Origin of the sequence: Leifsonia psychrotolerans (assembly GCF_013410665.1) — a bacterium.
In the GTDB taxonomy this organism is placed as follows: Bacteria; Actinomycetota; Actinomycetes; order Actinomycetales; family Microbacteriaceae; genus Cryobacterium; species Cryobacterium psychrotolerans_A.
Genome location: NZ_JACCFM010000001.1, coordinates 3651129 through 3664138 on the forward strand (window position 1 = coordinate 3651129; position 13010 = coordinate 3664138).

At 61.3% G+C, this 13010-nt stretch carries 24 protein-coding genes; 22 read left to right on the forward strand and 2 right to left on the reverse strand.

Annotated elements, in window-relative coordinates; genetic code table 11:
- Positions 1-43 precede the first annotated feature (43 nt).
- Both HNR05_RS16540 and HNR05_RS16545 read right to left on the reverse strand, forming a co-directional pair.
- Positions 44-307, reverse strand: a complete 264-nt coding sequence (locus HNR05_RS16540; RefSeq protein WP_179580132.1) for a hypothetical protein — start codon at positions 305-307, stop codon at positions 44-46.
- Between the two features lie 99 nt (positions 308-406).
- Positions 407-841: a hypothetical protein gene (locus HNR05_RS16545; RefSeq protein ID WP_179580133.1), complete on the reverse strand. Its 435-nt coding sequence runs from the start codon at positions 839-841 to the stop codon at positions 407-409.
- A 528-nt stretch (positions 842-1369) separates the two neighbouring features.
- On the opposite strand from HNR05_RS16545, the gene rpsJ reads away from it, so the two are divergent.
- From rpsJ to HNR05_RS16655, 22 genes are all read left to right on the forward strand, one after another.
- Positions 1370-1678 (forward strand): 30S ribosomal protein S10, encoded by a 309-nt coding sequence (gene rpsJ, locus HNR05_RS16550; protein ID WP_005050520.1) that lies wholly within the window; start codon positions 1370-1372, stop codon positions 1676-1678.
- Positions 1679-1688: 10 nt separating this feature from the next.
- Positions 1689-2348 (forward strand): 50S ribosomal protein L3, encoded by a 660-nt coding sequence (gene rplC, locus HNR05_RS16555; protein WP_179580134.1) that lies wholly within the window; start codon positions 1689-1691, stop codon positions 2346-2348.
- A gap of 3 nt (positions 2349-2351) precedes the next feature.
- Positions 2352-3002 carry a 50S ribosomal protein L4 gene (gene rplD / locus HNR05_RS16560; protein WP_179580135.1) on the forward strand — a complete coding sequence of 217 codons (651 nt, stop codon included), beginning with the start codon at positions 2352-2354 and terminating at the stop codon, positions 3000-3002.
- Positions 3002-3304 (forward strand): 50S ribosomal protein L23, encoded by a 303-nt coding sequence (gene rplW / locus HNR05_RS16565; protein ID WP_179580136.1) that lies wholly within the window; start codon positions 3002-3004, stop codon positions 3302-3304. Before rplD ends, rplW begins: the two co-directional genes overlap by 1 nt.
- 26 nt (positions 3305-3330) lie before the next feature.
- Positions 3331-4170, forward strand: a complete 840-nt coding sequence (gene rplB / locus HNR05_RS16570; RefSeq protein WP_179580137.1) for a 50S ribosomal protein L2 — start codon at positions 3331-3333, stop codon at positions 4168-4170.
- A 9-nt stretch (positions 4171-4179) separates the two neighbouring features.
- Positions 4180-4461 carry a 30S ribosomal protein S19 gene (gene rpsS, locus HNR05_RS16575; protein ID WP_064296700.1) on the forward strand — a complete coding sequence of 94 codons (282 nt, stop codon included), beginning with the start codon at positions 4180-4182 and terminating at the stop codon, positions 4459-4461.
- A gap of 25 nt (positions 4462-4486) precedes the next feature.
- On the forward strand, positions 4487-4852 hold the full coding sequence (gene rplV / locus HNR05_RS16580; protein WP_179580138.1) for a 50S ribosomal protein L22: 366 nt from the start codon (positions 4487-4489) through the stop codon (positions 4850-4852).
- Entirely contained in the window at positions 4852-5610 is a 759-nt protein-coding gene (gene rpsC, locus HNR05_RS16585; protein ID WP_179580139.1) for a 30S ribosomal protein S3, read from the forward strand. Before rplV ends, rpsC begins: the two co-directional genes overlap by 1 nt.
- A 2-nt stretch (positions 5611-5612) precedes the next feature.
- The gene (gene rplP, locus HNR05_RS16590; protein ID WP_179580140.1) at positions 5613-6032 is read left to right on the forward strand and encodes a 50S ribosomal protein L16; all 420 of its coding nucleotides are present in this window, start codon (positions 5613-5615) and stop codon (positions 6030-6032) included.
- Entirely contained in the window at positions 6032-6370 is a 339-nt protein-coding gene (gene rpmC / locus HNR05_RS16595; protein WP_179580141.1) for a 50S ribosomal protein L29, read from the forward strand. Before rplP ends, rpmC begins: the two co-directional genes overlap by 1 nt.
- Before the next feature lie 2 nt (positions 6371-6372).
- Complete coding sequence (gene rpsQ / locus HNR05_RS16600; protein WP_179580142.1) at positions 6373-6672, forward strand: 30S ribosomal protein S17; 300 nt, start codon at positions 6373-6375, stop codon at positions 6670-6672.
- 33 nt (positions 6673-6705) lie between these two features.
- The gene (rplN, locus tag HNR05_RS16605) at positions 6706-7074 is read left to right on the forward strand and encodes a 50S ribosomal protein L14 (RefSeq protein ID WP_179580143.1); all 369 of its coding nucleotides are present in this window, start codon (positions 6706-6708) and stop codon (positions 7072-7074) included.
- A 3-nt stretch (positions 7075-7077) separates the two neighbouring features.
- Positions 7078-7437: a 50S ribosomal protein L24 gene (gene rplX, locus HNR05_RS16610; protein ID WP_179580144.1), complete on the forward strand. Its 360-nt coding sequence runs from the start codon at positions 7078-7080 to the stop codon at positions 7435-7437.
- Positions 7437-8048 (forward strand): 50S ribosomal protein L5, encoded by a 612-nt coding sequence (rplE, locus tag HNR05_RS16615; RefSeq protein WP_179580145.1) that lies wholly within the window; start codon positions 7437-7439, stop codon positions 8046-8048. The genes rplX and rplE overlap by 1 nt, the downstream gene beginning before the upstream one ends.
- A gap of 155 nt (positions 8049-8203) precedes the next feature.
- A complete protein-coding gene (gene rpsH / locus HNR05_RS16620) occupies positions 8204-8602 on the forward strand; it encodes a 30S ribosomal protein S8 (protein WP_179580146.1) in 399 nt (132 codons plus the stop codon).
- A gap of 6 nt (positions 8603-8608) precedes the next feature.
- Positions 8609-9145 carry a 50S ribosomal protein L6 gene (gene rplF / locus HNR05_RS16625; RefSeq protein ID WP_179580147.1) on the forward strand — a complete coding sequence of 179 codons (537 nt, stop codon included), beginning with the start codon at positions 8609-8611 and terminating at the stop codon, positions 9143-9145.
- Between the two features lie 2 nt (positions 9146-9147).
- Positions 9148-9519 (forward strand): 50S ribosomal protein L18, encoded by a 372-nt coding sequence (rplR, locus tag HNR05_RS16630; RefSeq protein WP_179580148.1) that lies wholly within the window; start codon positions 9148-9150, stop codon positions 9517-9519.
- Positions 9520-9557: 38 nt separating this feature from the next.
- Positions 9558-10226, forward strand: a complete 669-nt coding sequence (gene rpsE / locus HNR05_RS16635; protein WP_179580149.1) for a 30S ribosomal protein S5 — start codon at positions 9558-9560, stop codon at positions 10224-10226.
- Complete coding sequence (rpmD, locus tag HNR05_RS16640; RefSeq protein ID WP_179580150.1) at positions 10226-10408, forward strand: 50S ribosomal protein L30; 183 nt, start codon at positions 10226-10228, stop codon at positions 10406-10408. The genes rpsE and rpmD overlap by 1 nt, the downstream gene beginning before the upstream one ends.
- Positions 10408-10989 carry a 50S ribosomal protein L15 gene (gene rplO / locus HNR05_RS16645; protein ID WP_179580151.1) on the forward strand — a complete coding sequence of 194 codons (582 nt, stop codon included), beginning with the start codon at positions 10408-10410 and terminating at the stop codon, positions 10987-10989. The genes rpmD and rplO overlap by 1 nt, the downstream gene beginning before the upstream one ends.
- A 100-nt stretch (positions 10990-11089) precedes the next feature.
- Positions 11090-12412 carry a preprotein translocase subunit SecY gene (secY, locus tag HNR05_RS16650; RefSeq protein ID WP_179580152.1) on the forward strand — a complete coding sequence of 441 codons (1323 nt, stop codon included), beginning with the start codon at positions 11090-11092 and terminating at the stop codon, positions 12410-12412.
- Complete coding sequence (locus HNR05_RS16655; protein WP_179580153.1) at positions 12409-12996, forward strand: adenylate kinase; 588 nt, start codon at positions 12409-12411, stop codon at positions 12994-12996. The genes secY and HNR05_RS16655 overlap by 4 nt, the downstream gene beginning before the upstream one ends.
- Positions 12997-13010 lie beyond the last annotated feature (14 nt).

Below are 13010 nucleotides of genomic sequence, written 5' to 3' on the forward strand. Positions count from 1 at the left end.
CGGGCCTTCGGGTCCGGCCCTTTTTTGTACCCGGGACGGCTCGCTACAGCGGCACGCCGTTCACCGTCTTGGTCAACGCGATGCCGCCGGCCACGCTCGGTTCAATCGTGCAGCTGCGCTCGATGGATGCGCGTACGACGGCCATAAGGCGGCTCAACTCTGTCGCATCGAGGTCATCGAGATCCAGCAGGATCTCTTCATCGATGGCGAGGTAGCGCTCGTCGGCTTCATCGGACGGACCATGAGCCCCGATCGTGGCGTCATAGTCCTCCCCGAGGCGGCGGGCACGCACGCTGTCGGAGCTCATGCCGGCGCAACCGGCTCGGCCCAACTAGAGCAGTTCACCCGGTGTGAAGTGTCCGGCGGCGTCTGCGGGGCAGAGGTGCGGGCATGACGACCTGGTGGGTCAGGCTTCGAGTGCAGCTGCTCCACAACCGGCGCACAGCATGTGGCTGTTGAACTGGCCGGATTGCGGTGTCGAGGAGGACGAAGGCGATTGCGTCGTGGGGAAGGAATAGATCGGCGCGGATTCGCGCGCATCGGGAACGGCAGGTGCGACCGGGGCCACGGCGCGCTGCTTCATGCGCTTCAGGAGTCCCCGCTTGATGAAGTCTTCGTTCGCTTCTTTCGGCAGTTCCCAGCGAGATCCGCGCTGCATGCCCGTGATTCGTCCGGAGACCAGGGAGGCTCGCAGATAGCTCGCGCTCGTGCCGACAGTCATCTGAAGTTCGCGAACCGTCATCACCGACGGGAGCTTCTCGTATACCTCTTCAACGATCGCTGCGGTCAACGCCTTGAAAGCCTTGTTCTTGGCCTCTTCTGCTTTCGAACGGCGTCCCATGATGATCTCCTTCTTACTCGTGGTTGCTCCTCTGTGGTGAGCACCTTCATAGGGAGAGACGTGAAGGTGGGGGTTCTATTACGCGACTTTCCAAAAATGTTTCAATATTCTTTTTCACACCCCTCGAATGCGGCCCCACTTCTGCGTGCGCGGTCATGGACGCGGGGGCGGGCGGCGCGACACGCCCGGGTTGCAAATGCACCCATTTCTGTGGCAGACTCTTCTAGTTCAACACTTTCGACTGCAGCGCCTCGCGCAGCATCGAGATCACTGCCAGGCAGTGCATAGCCGCTCTTTACGGAGTCTGGGCTAGGCCGCGGGGAGCAGAACGAAGCTAAAACCAACACTCATCTCGGCGTGGTTTATCCATGTCTGCTGAGAGTTGGTGTCGGCTCGCATGGTTTTTCTGCGCGAGTCGAAATTGACAGAAGAACAGTGGTGCCACAGCAGTAGTGCTACGACGGCGTCCAATGCCGCTCCCGGCAAATCCAGGAGAGGTAAGACGCCTTGACAGAGAGAGAGTTCGACATGGCGGGACAAAAGATCCGCATTCGACTTAAGTCATATGACCACGAGGTCATTGACACCTCGGCGCGCAAGATCGTCGACACCGTCACCCGTGCGGGTGCAACCGTCGTCGGCCCCGTGCCGCTTCCGACCGAGAAGAACGTGGTGTGTGTCATCCGTTCGCCTCACAAGTACAAGGACAGCCGGGAGCACTTTGAAATGCGCACCCACAAGCGTCTGATCGACATCATTGACCCGACGCCGAAGGCTGTCGACTCGCTTATGCGTCTCGACCTTCCGGCCGACGTCAACATCGAGATCAAGCTCTAAGGGGGCCGGAATGTCTCACGCAGATACTAAGACCACCAAGGGCCTGCTCGGCAAGAAGCTCGGCATGACCCAGGTGTGGGACGAGAACAACAAGCTTGTTCCCGTGACCGTCATCGAAATCGCGCCGAACGTCGTCACCCAGATTCGCAGCACCGCGGTCGACGGCTACAACGCCGTTCAGATCGCTTCTGGCGCCATTGACCCGCGCAAGGTGAACAAGCCCGCCGCAGGTCACTTCGACAAGGCCGGCGTCACGCCGCGCCGTCACCTCACCGAACTCCGCACCGCGGATGCCGCTGACTACGCCCTGGGCCAGGAACTCACCGTTGACGGTGTTTTCGAAGCCGGTACCAAGGTTGACGTCATGGGCACGAGCAAGGGTAAGGGCTTCGCCGGTGTCATGAAGCGTCACAACTTCAAGGGTGTCTCCGCTTCGCACGGTTCACACCGCAACCACCGTAAGCCCGGTTCCATCGGTGCTTCCTCGACCCCGAGCCGTGTCTTCAAGGGCATGCGCATGGCTGGTCGAATGGGTGGCGAGCGCGTCACTGTGCTGAACCTCAAGGTTCACTCGGTTGATGCCGAAAAGGGCCTCCTGCTGGTCAAGGGTGCCGTTCCCGGCGCCAAGGGCCGTCTCGTATTCGTTCGCAACGCAGTGAAGGGGGCGTAGTTCATGGCTACTGCACTCGACATCGTCGACGCGAAGGGCAAGAAGGCTGGCTCCGTTGAGCTGCCCGCAGACCTCTTCGACGTTCAGACCAACATCCCGCTGATTCACCAGGTCGTTGTCGCGCAGCTCGCTGCCGCACGTCAGGGTACGCACAAGACCAAGGGCCGCGGCGAAGTTTCCGGCGCCGGTCGCAAGCCGTTCAAGCAGAAGGGAACCGGTCGCGCTCGTCAGGGCTCGATCCGCGCCCCTCAGATGACCGGTGGTGGCATCGTCCACGGACCGACCCCGCGCAGCTACGATCAGCGCACCCCCAAGAAGATGATCGCCGCAGCTCTTCGTGGCTCGCTGTCCGACCGCGCTCGCGGTGGACGCGTTCACGTGGTTGAGGCACTCTTCACGGGCGAGACCCCCAACACCAAGGTTGCCCTGTCGCTGCTGAACAGCATCGCCTCGAGCAAGCACGTGCTGGTCGTTCTCGAGCGCTCCGACGAGCTCACCCTGCGTAGCATCCGTAACGTTCCGACCGTCCACGTTCTTGCGTGGGACCAGCTGAACGCCTACGACGTGCTCGTCAGTGACGACATCGTCTTCACCAAGGGCGCGTTTGACGCGTTCGTGTCGGCGAAGACCAAGAAGGAAGAGGTGTCCGCATAATGGCTACCGCTATCAACAAGGACCCCCGCGACGTCATCATCGCTCCGGTCGTCTCTGAGAAGAGCTACGGCCTGATTGATCAGGGCAAGTACACCTTCATCGTGGACCCGCGCTCGAACAAGACCGAGATCAAGCTCGCTATTGAGAAGATCTTCAAGGTCGAGGTCGCGTCGATCAACACGCTCAACCGTGTTGGGAAGACTCGCCGTACCAAGTTCGGTATGGGCAAGCGCAAGGACACCAAGCGTGCCATCGTCACGCTGAAGTCTGGTTCCATCGACATCTTCACGGCCGTCGGCTAACGCGGCTCGGATTAGAGGAATAACAAATGGCTATTCGTAAGTACAAGCCCACGACCCCGGGTCGCCGTGGTTCATCTGTTGCGGACTTCGCAGAGATCACCCGCTCGACCCCGGAAAAGTCGCTGCTTCGTCCCCTGTCCAAGACCGGTGGTCGTAACAACCAGGGTCGCATCACGACTCGTCACATCGGTGGTGGCCACAAGCGCCAGTACCGTGTGATCGACTTCAAGCGCAACGACAAAGATGGCATCAACGCCAAGGTCGCTCACATCGAGTACGACCCGAACCGTACGGCACGCATCGCGCTGCTGCACTTCGTTGATGGCACCAAGCGCTACATCGTTGCTCCGAACAAGCTGAACCAGGGCGACATCGTCGAGTCGGGACCCGGTGCTGACATCAAGCCCGGTAACAACCTGCCGTTGAAGAACATCCCCACCGGTACGGTCATTCACATGATCGAGCTGCGTCCGGGTGGTGGCGCCAAGATGGCCCGCTCCGCCGGTGCGTCGGTTCGCCTCGTGGCCAAGGATGGCCCCTACGCCCAGCTTCGTCTGCCGTCCGGAGAAATCCGTAACGTCGACGCTCGCTGCCGCGCAACCATTGGTGAGGTCGGCAACGCCGAGCAGTCCAACATCAACTGGGGAAAGGCCGGCCGTATGCGTTGGAAGGGCGTTCGCCCGACCGTACGTGGTGTCGCCATGAACCCGGTCGACCACCCGCACGGTGGTGGTGAAGGTAAGACTTCCGGTGGACGTCACCCTGTCTCCCCTTGGGGCCAGAAGGAAGGGCGCACCCGCCACATCAACAAGGAAAGCGACAAGCTCATTGTTCGTCGCCGTACCGTCGGCAAGAAGCGTAAGTAGGAGTAGACGATGCCACGCAGTCTCAAGAAGGGCCCCTTCGTTGATGACCACCTGCTCCGCAAGGTTGTCACGGCGAACGAAGCCAACAACAAGAACGTAATCAAGACCTGGTCACGCCGGTCGATGATCATCCCCGCCATGCTGGGACACACCATCGCCGTGCACGACGGTCGCAAGCACATCCCGGTGTTCGTCACCGAAACCATGGTGGGACACAAGCTCGGTGAATTCGCGCCGACTCGTACTTTCCGTGGACACGTGAAGGACGACAAGAAGGGCCGTCGCCGCTAACGCGGTGGCGAAAGGAGGAGAAGAAATGGTGGAGTCGATCGCACGTGTGCGTCACATCCGCGTTACCCCCCAGAAGGCTCGTCGCGTCGTCAACTTGATTCGCGGCAAGCAGGCTATCGAGGCCCTGGCAATCCTGAAGTTCGCCCCGCAGGGTGCGAGCGACCCGGTCTACAAGCTGGTGGCTTCGGCCATGGCCAACGCCCGAGTCAAGGCAGATGCCTCGAACACCTTTCTGGACGAGCAGGACCTGTACGTGAGCAGCGCATTCGTTGATGAGGGCACGACCCTCAAGCGTTTCCAGCCGCGTGCACAGGGCCGCGCATTCCAGATTTTGAAGCGCACGAGCCACATCACGGTTGTGCTCGCCACTCCTGAGGAGGGTACGAAGTAATGGGTCAGAAAGTAAACCCCTATGGCTTCCGTCTGGGAATCACGACCGACCACGTGTCGCGTTGGTTCTCTGACAGCACGAAGCCGGGTCAGCGTTACAGCGATTTCGTCGCTGAAGACGTTCAGATCCGTCGCCTGCTGAGCACGAGCCTCGACCGCGCGGGAGTTTCGCGCATCGAGATCGAGCGCACCCGTGACCGCGTCCGCGTTGACATTCACACTGCCCGCCCGGGCATTGTGATCGGTCGCCGTGGCGCCGAGGCCGAGCGCATCCGTGCCGACCTCGAGAAGCTCACGAAGAAGCAGATCCAGCTGAACATCCTCGAGGTCAAGAACCCCGAGGCTGACGCTCAGCTTGTCGCTCAGGGCATTGCCGAGCAGCTCTCCGCTCGTGTGGCTTTCCGCCGCGCGATGCGTAAGGGTCTGCAGGGCGCCCAGCGTGCCGGCGCCAAGGGTGTTCGCATCCAGGTCTCCGGCCGTCTCGGCGGCGCTGAGATGAGCCGTTCGGAGTTCTACCGCGAAGGCCGTGTGCCGCTGCACACCCTGCGCGCGAACATCGACTACGGCTTCTATGAAGCCAAGACCACCTTCGGCCGTATCGGCGTGAAGGTCTGGATCTACAAGGGCGACATCACCAACAAGGAACTCGCTCGCGAGCAGGCGAACGCAAAGTCGTCGCGCCCCGAGCGTCGTGACGACCGTCCCCGCCGTGCGCCTCGCGCCGAGCAGGCGCCGGTTGCAGCAGGAGTTGAGGCATAACCATGTTGATTCCACGCAAGGTAAAGCACCGCAAGCAGCACCACCCGGGCCGTAGCGGCCACGCAACCGGTGGTACCACTGTTTCGTTCGGTGAGTACGGCATCCAGGCCCTGACGCCCGCTTACGTGACCAACCGTCAGATCGAGTCCGCTCGTATCGCCATGACGCGTCACATCAAGCGTGGCGGAAAGGTGTGGATCAACATCTACCCAGACCGTCCGCTCACCAAGAAGCCGGCCGAAACCCGCATGGGTTCCGGTAAGGGTTCTGTCGAGTGGTGGGTCGCCAACGTCAAGCCGGGTCGCGTCCTGTTCGAGGTGTCCGGTGTCTCTGAGACGCTGGCCCGCGAAGCACTCACCCGTGCAATTCACAAGCTGCCTCTCAAGGCACGCATCATCAAGCGCGAGGAGGGCGACGCATAATGGCGCTCGGATCCAAGGAGCTCGCAACTGACGAGCTCGACACATTTGAAAATGAGCGACTGCTCGAAGAGCTGAAGAAGGCCAAGGAAGAGCTGTTCAACCTGCGCTTCCAGTCGGCCACCGGTCAGCTCGAGAGCCACGGCCGCCTGCGTGCGGTCAAGCGCGACATCGCTCGCATCTACACGATCATTCGTGAGCGCGAGCTGGGCATTCGTGCCACGCCTGTCGCTGCTCCGGCCTCGGCTCCGGCCAAGGCTGAGAAGAAGACCAAGAAGGCCAAGGCTGAGGCTCCCACTGAGGATGCCGCAGCCGAGGCCGTCGAGACGAAGGAGGCCTAGTCATGGCGAAGTCTGACGAGAAGGTCGTCGCTGCCGAGGCTGAGGCTCTGGTTCGCGGTTACCGCAAGACGCTGCGTGGATACGTGACCAGCGACAAGATGGACAAGACCATCGTTGTCGAGGTTGAAGACCGCGTGAAGCACCCGTTGTACGGCAAGGTTATCCGCCGTACGTCCAAGCTGAAGGCTCACGATGAGGCGAACTCCGCCGGCATCGGTGACCTGGTCCTGATCAGTGAGACCCGTCCGCTCAGCGCCTCCAAGCGCTGGCGCCTGGTCGAGATTCTCGAGAAGGCCAAGTAAGCCTCGCGCTTGCTTGAAAGAAGGAGTTAGAAAGTGCTTCAGCAAGAATCACGACTCAAGGTTGCCGACAACACGGGTGCCAAGGAACTGTTGACCATCCGCGTTCTCGGTGGCTCAGGCCGTCGCTACGCCGGTATCGGTGACATCATCGTCGCCACGGTCAAGGACGCTATCCCGGGCGGCAACGTCAAGAAGGGTGACGTCGTCAAGGCTGTCATCGTTCGCGTCAAAAAGCAGACCCGTCGTCCAGACGGTTCGTACATCAAGTTCGATGAGAACGCCGCAGTGATTTTGAAGAACGACGGTGACCCCCGCGGTACCCGCATCTTCGGACCGGTCGGTCGCGAGCTTCGCGACAAGAAGTTCATGAAGATCATCTCGTTGGCACCGGAGGTTATCTAAGTCATGGCCAGAATCAAGAAGGGTGACCTCGTTCAGGTCATCACCGGCCGCACCCAGGCTCGCGGCGGAGACCGTGGCAAGCAGGGGCGCGTGCTCGAAGTGCAGGTTGAGAAGAACCGTGTTCTCGTCGAGGGCATCAACTTCGTGACCAAGCACGTTCGCGTCGGCCAGACCCAGCGCGGCACCAAGACCGGTGGCATCGAGACCTTCGAAGCCCCGATCCACGTGTCCAACGTTGCGATTGTCGACCCGGAGACCAAGAAGCCGACCAAGGTTGGCGTGCGTATTGAAGAGGTAACGAAGGACGGCGTCTCCAAGACGGTCCGCATCCGTTACGCCAAGAAGTCAGGTAAGGACCTCTAATGACTGACACTGCAGTGGATGCAGCTGGAACCGCGCCCGCCGCGGCCATCCAGCCTCGCCTCAAGGCGAAGTACCAGGCAGAGATTGCTGCCGAACTCGGCAAGGCACTCGGCTTCACCAACCCGCACCAGATCCCGACGCTCACCAAGATCGTCGTGAACATGGGTGTCGGCGAGGCAGCACGCGACGGCAAGATCATTGATGGCGCCGTTGCCGACCTCGTGAAGATCACCGGTCAGAAGCCGCAGGTCACCAAGGCCCGCAAGTCCATCGCGCAGTTCAAACTGCGTGAGGGTCAGCCGATCGGCGCGCACGTCACACTGCGCGGCGACCGCATGTGGGAGTTCCTCGACCGCCTGCTGAGCCTTGCTCTTCCGCGTATCCGTGACTTCCGCGGCCTCTCGGACAAGCAGTTCGACGGAAGCGGAAACTACACCTTCGGTCTGACCGAGCAGGTTATGTTCCACGAGATCGACCAGGACCGCATCGACCGTCTTCGCGGAATGGACATCACCGTTGTGACGACCGCCAAGAACGACGAAGCCGGCCGTGCGCTCCTCAAGGCACTGGGCTTCCCGTTCAAGGCCGCCGATAACGCGGGCAACAAGTAGTCAATAAAGCAAGTAAGCTTACGTAGCTTTGCTTAGCTTTACCCTGCTTGATCTAGTTTCACCCCCGGGGGCCGGACAACCGTCCGGCCCCTCCACCGCGAAGGTCGTCAGCCGTGTAACGGCTGCACGAAACCAAGCGAGAAAGGCACCACATAATGACAATGACAGATCCGGTCGCAGACATGCTGACCAGACTGCGCAACGCTAACTCGGCGTACCACGACACCGTGTCTATGCCGCACAGCAAGCTCAAAGCGAACATCGCTGAGATCCTCAAGGCTCAGGGATACATCTCCGCCTGGGACGTCAAGGACGCAACGGTCGGCCAGACCCTCACGTTGAACCTGAAGTTCGGTCCCAACCGCGAACGTTCTATCGTCGGCATCAAGCGGGTTTCCAAGCCCGGTCTGCGCGTGTACGCAAAGTCGACCGAGATCCCCACGGTTCTCGGCGGCCTCGGCGTTGCCATCCTGTCCACCTCCAGCGGTCTGCTTACCGACCGCCAGGCAGAGAAGAAGGGCGTAGGCGGAGAAGTTCTCGCCTACGTGTGGTAGCCGACAATGTCACGTATTGGAAGAATGCCCATCGAGATCCCTGCCGGGGTCACCGTATCGGCTGACGGCCAGCTCGTCTCCGTCAAGGGCCCGAAGGGCGAGCTCACGCTCACCGTCGCCAAGCCCATCGAGGTCAAGATTGAGGATGCCCAGGTTCTGGTCACCCGTCCGGACGACGAGCGCTCATCGCGTTCGCTTCACGGCCTGACCCGTACCCTGATCCACAACCAGATCATTGGTGTGACCCAGGGCTACACCAAGGGCCTCGAAATCGTTGGTACCGGTTACCGCGTCACGCAGAAGGGCAGCTCCGTTGAGTTCGCTCTCGGCTTCTCGCACCCGGTTACCGTCGACCCGCCCGCAGGCATCAGCCTGACCGTTGATGGCAACACCAAGCTCACGGTCGCTGGTATCGACAAGCAGGCCGTCGGTGAAGTAGCCGCCAACATCCGTAAGATTCGCAAGCCAGAGCCCTACAAGGGCAAGGGTGTGCGTTACGCCGGCGAGATTGTTCGCCGCAAGGCCGGAAAGAGTGGTAAGTAACCATGGGTCTCGGAACTAGAGGTAAGAGCAAGTCAGCTGCCCGCGGTCGTAGGCACACACGTCTGCGCAAGAAGATCGAGGGCACCGCGGTTCGTCCGCGCCTGATCGTCAACCGCTCGGCCCGTCACGTATTCGTGCAGGTCATCGACGACAGCAAGGGTTTCACCCTTGTGTCGGCGTCCACGCTCGAAACCGGTCTGCGCACCTTCGATGGTGACAAGACCGCCAAGGCCCGCAAGGTCGGCGAACTTGTCGCCGAGCGTGCAAAGGCTGCTGGAATTGAAGCGGTCGTATTCGACCGCGGTGGAAGCAAGTACGCGGGTCGCGTCGCTGCTGTCGCCGAAGGCGCGCGAGAGGGTGGGTTGGACCTGTGAGCACTGAAACCGCTAACACAGCAAGCAAGGAGCAAGAGGTGGCTGCAGAGGCACCCGTCGAGACTGCTGCGTCAACCGCACCCCCGCAGAACGAGCCTCGTGAGGCTCGCCGCGGCGGTCGTGAGCGCAACCCGAACCGTGATCGCGGAAGCCGCGACGCGGAGAAGAGCCAGTTCCTGGAGCGCGTTGTCACCATCAACCGCGTGTCGAAGGTCGTCAAGGGTGGTCGTCGCTTCAGCTTCACCGCTCTCGTCGTCGTCGGCGATGGCAACGGCCTGGTCGGCGTCGGATACGGTAAGGCCCGCGAGGTCCCGACCGCTATCTCCAAGGGTGTCGAGGAAGCGAAGAAGAACTTCTTCCGCGTTCCGCGCATCGGCCTGACCATCCCGCACCCCGTCCAGGGTGAGGCTGCAGCCGGCGTTGTGCTGCTTCGTCCGGCCGCTGCCGGTACCGGTGTTATCGCCGGTGGTCCGGTTCGCGCCGTACTCGAGTGTGCAGGCATCCACGACGTGCTGAGCAAGTCGCTCGGTTCGTCGAACACCATCAACATCGTTCACGCAACGGTCGAGGCTCTTCACCAGCTCGAGGAGCCGCGCGCCGTCGCAGCTCGTCGTGGCCTCCCCTATGAAGACGTGGCTCCGGCCCGCTTCCTGCGTGCCGACGCGGATGCAGCAGCAGCCGCCGCGACAGCAAAGGCAGGTGCCTAATGGCCCAGCTGAAGATTACGCAGATCAAGTCCAAAATTAGTGAGAAGCAGAACCAGCGCGACACGCTTCGCAGCCTGGGTCTGCGTCGCATTGGCGCCGTCACGATCCGCGAGGACAACTCGCAGAACCGTGGCTACGTCAAGACGGTTGCTCACCTGGTGAAGGTCGAGGAGATTGACTAATGGCTGACGAGAAGGAAGCCGTCGCGAAGACGGCAACCAAGCCCGCCGCAGAGAAGAAGGCTCCGGCCGCCAAGAAGGCTCCGGCTGCCAAGGCTGCCGCTGCCCCGAAGAAGGCTGCTGTCGCCGAGGCTCCCGAGAAGCGCGAGCACGTGCTGAAGGTGCACCACCTTCGCCCCGCTCCCGGTTCGAAGAAGCCGAAGCAGCGCGTTGGCCGTGGTGAAGGATCCAAGGGTAAAACCGCGGGTCGTGGCACCAAGGGCACCAAGGCCCGCTACACCGTTCGTATCGGCTTCGAGGGTGGGCAGATGCCGCTGCACATGCGCACCCCGAAGCTGCGCGGGTTCAAGAACCCGTTCCGCGTTGAGTACCAGGTTGTCAACCTGGAGAAGCTCGCCGAGCTCTACCCGAAGGGTGGCGACGTGACCGTTGCCGACCTGGTGGCAAAGGGTGCCGTTCGTAACAACGAAAAGGTCAAGGTTCTCGGCAACGGGGACATTGCGGTTAAGCTGAACGTTGCAGTCGACAAGGTCTCCGGCTCAGCAGAGCAGAAGATCGTCGCCGCAGGTGGCTCAGTCAAGTAAGTCCGTAGACGCTGGTCGAGCTTCTCGGGGGCACCTATCGAATATTTCGGTGGCGTGGCCCCGGTAAGCTCGACCTACGTTTAATATCTGGAGGCCTTTTTTGTTTAGCGCCATTGCGCGGATCTTCCGCACACCCGATCTTCGTCGCAAGATCGGTTTTTCCCTGGGTATCGTTGCTCTGTTCCGTCTGGGCTCGTTCATTCCTGCCCCATTCGTGGACTTCGGTAACGTTCAGAAGTGCCTCGCGGCCAACCAGGGGACCAGTGGCCTCTACGAGCTGGTGAACCTGTTCAGCGGTGGCGCACTGCTGCAGCTCTCCGTTTTCGCACTGGGCATCATGCCGTACATCACGGCATCGATCATCGTCCAGTTGCTGCGTGTGGTCATCCCTCACTTCGACACTCTCTACAAAGAGGGTGCGTCTGGTCAGAGCACGCTGACCCAGTACACGCGTTACCTCACGATCGCCCTTGGCATTCTGCAGTCGACGACTCTGATCACGGTGGCCCGCAGCGGTGCCCTGTTCGGGTCCTCCGGCAGCACCGAGTGCACCCAGCTGATCACCAACGACGCCTGGTACGCCATCATGCTGATGGTGATCACCATGACCGCCGGTACCGGCGTCATCATGTGGATGGGTGAGCTCATCACCGAACGTGGTATCGGTAACGGCATGTCCCTCTTGATTTTCACGTCGATTGCCGCCCGTTTCCCGAACTCTCTCGGAGCCATTGGTACGCAGAAGGGCTGGGACGTTCTGGCCATCGTCCTCGTGATCGGTATTCTGATCGTCGTTGCCGTCGTCTTCGTCGAGCAGTCACAGCGGCGCATCCCTGTTCAATATGCGAAGCGCATGGTCGGGCGACGCACCTACGGGGGCAACAACACCTACATTCCGATCAAGGTCAATATGGCCGGCGTGATTCCCGTGATCTTCGCCTCCTCACTTCTCTATCTGCCGGCACTGATCGCGCAGTTCAACCAGCCGGCCGCCGGCAAGGAGCCCGCAGCCTGGGTTGTCTGGGTCACCAACAACCTGACCGGTGGTGACCAGCCGCTGTACATGGCGTTCTACTTCCTGCTCATTATCGGCTTCACGTACTTCTATGTCGCGATCACCTTCAACCCTGAAGAGGTCGCAGACAACATGAAGAAGTACGGCGGATTCATCCCCGGCATCCGTGCCGGACGCCCGACTGCTGAGTACCTGGACTATGTGCTGACTCGCGTCACGCTCCCTGGTTCGCTCTATCTCGGCCTGATCGCGTTGATTCCGCTCGTTGCGTTCTCGATTCTCGGTGCCGACCAGAACTTCCCGTTCGGTGGCGCCAGCATCCTGATCATCGTCGGAGTCGGTCTCGAGACGGTCAAGCAGATTGACTCGCAACTGCAGCAGCGCCACTACGAAGGGCTTCTGCGATGAGCCGACTTTTGATCGTCGGCCCTCCCGGGGCCGGCAAAGGCACTCAGGCCGAGATTCTTGCTGCCGCACTCGGAATCCCGGCGATCTCGACCGGCGACATCTTCCGGGCCAATATCAAGGCTGGAACACCGCTTGGCCTGCAGGTGCAGGAACTCGTCGCGGGCGGAGGATACGTTCCCGACTCGCTGACCAACGCCATCGTGGCGGACCGCCTGCAGCAGGACGATGCCCGCGAGGGCTTTCTGCTCGATGGCTACCCGCGCACGGCTGATCAGGTCGTCGAGCTTGACCGTATCCTCGGTGAAGCCGGCAAACAGCTCGACGCCGTCGTGCAGCTGGTTGCTGACAAAGACGAGGTAGTTGCACGACTGCTGAAGCGTGCGGCCGAACAGGGCCGTGCGGATGACACGGAAGACGTGATTCGTCACCGTCAAGACGTGTACCTGGAGCAGACTGAACCGCTGATTGCGGCCTATCAGGCCCGGGGGCTCGTCGCCCCAGTCGACGGTCTCGGAACAGTCGACGAGGTCAGCGAACGGGTTCGCGCCGCACTGGCTGCGCACGGTATCACCGTGGCAGCCTGAACGAAGTAGGGTAC

Excerpts from the sequence above, each read along its gene's own strand:
- rplD (WP_179580135.1), top strand. The coding sequence starts at position 2,352 with ATGGCTACTGCACTCGACATCGTCGACGCGAAGGGCAAGAAGGCTGGC.
- rpsH (WP_179580146.1), top strand. The coding sequence starts at position 8,204 with ATGACAATGACAGATCCGGTCGCAGACATGCTGACCAGACTGCGCAAC.
- HNR05_RS16655 (WP_179580153.1), top strand. The coding sequence starts at position 12,409 with ATGAGCCGACTTTTGATCGTCGGCCCTCCCGGGGCCGGCAAAGGCACT.
- rplB (WP_179580137.1), top strand. The coding sequence starts at position 3,331 with ATGGCTATTCGTAAGTACAAGCCCACGACCCCGGGTCGCCGTGGTTCA.
- rpsS (WP_064296700.1), top strand. The coding sequence starts at position 4,180 with ATGCCACGCAGTCTCAAGAAGGGCCCCTTCGTTGATGACCACCTGCTC.
- HNR05_RS16545 (WP_179580133.1), bottom strand. The coding sequence starts at position 841 with ATGGGACGCCGTTCGAAAGCAGAAGAGGCCAAGAACAAGGCTTTCAAG.
- rplE (WP_179580145.1), top strand. The coding sequence starts at position 7,437 with ATGACTGACACTGCAGTGGATGCAGCTGGAACCGCGCCCGCCGCGGCC.
- rpsC (WP_179580139.1), top strand. The coding sequence starts at position 4,852 with ATGGGTCAGAAAGTAAACCCCTATGGCTTCCGTCTGGGAATCACGACC.
- rpsJ (WP_005050520.1), top strand. The coding sequence starts at position 1,370 with ATGGCGGGACAAAAGATCCGCATTCGACTTAAGTCATATGACCACGAG.
- rplO (WP_179580151.1), top strand. The coding sequence starts at position 10,408 with ATGGCTGACGAGAAGGAAGCCGTCGCGAAGACGGCAACCAAGCCCGCC.
- rplR (WP_179580148.1), top strand. The coding sequence starts at position 9,148 with ATGGGTCTCGGAACTAGAGGTAAGAGCAAGTCAGCTGCCCGCGGTCGT.
- rplW (WP_179580136.1), top strand. The coding sequence starts at position 3,002 with ATGGCTACCGCTATCAACAAGGACCCCCGCGACGTCATCATCGCTCCG.
- HNR05_RS16540 (WP_179580132.1), bottom strand. The coding sequence starts at position 307 with ATGAGCTCCGACAGCGTGCGTGCCCGCCGCCTCGGGGAGGACTATGAC.
- rplV (WP_179580138.1), top strand. The coding sequence starts at position 4,487 with ATGGTGGAGTCGATCGCACGTGTGCGTCACATCCGCGTTACCCCCCAG.
- rplX (WP_179580144.1), top strand. The coding sequence starts at position 7,078 with ATGGCCAGAATCAAGAAGGGTGACCTCGTTCAGGTCATCACCGGCCGC.
- rpmC (WP_179580141.1), top strand. The coding sequence starts at position 6,032 with ATGGCGCTCGGATCCAAGGAGCTCGCAACTGACGAGCTCGACACATTT.
- rpmD (WP_179580150.1), top strand. The coding sequence starts at position 10,226 with ATGGCCCAGCTGAAGATTACGCAGATCAAGTCCAAAATTAGTGAGAAG.
- rpsQ (WP_179580142.1), top strand. The coding sequence starts at position 6,373 with ATGGCGAAGTCTGACGAGAAGGTCGTCGCTGCCGAGGCTGAGGCTCTG.
- rplC (WP_179580134.1), top strand. The coding sequence starts at position 1,689 with ATGTCTCACGCAGATACTAAGACCACCAAGGGCCTGCTCGGCAAGAAG.
- rplP (WP_179580140.1), top strand. The coding sequence starts at position 5,613 with ATGTTGATTCCACGCAAGGTAAAGCACCGCAAGCAGCACCACCCGGGC.
- rplF (WP_179580147.1), top strand. The coding sequence starts at position 8,609 with ATGTCACGTATTGGAAGAATGCCCATCGAGATCCCTGCCGGGGTCACC.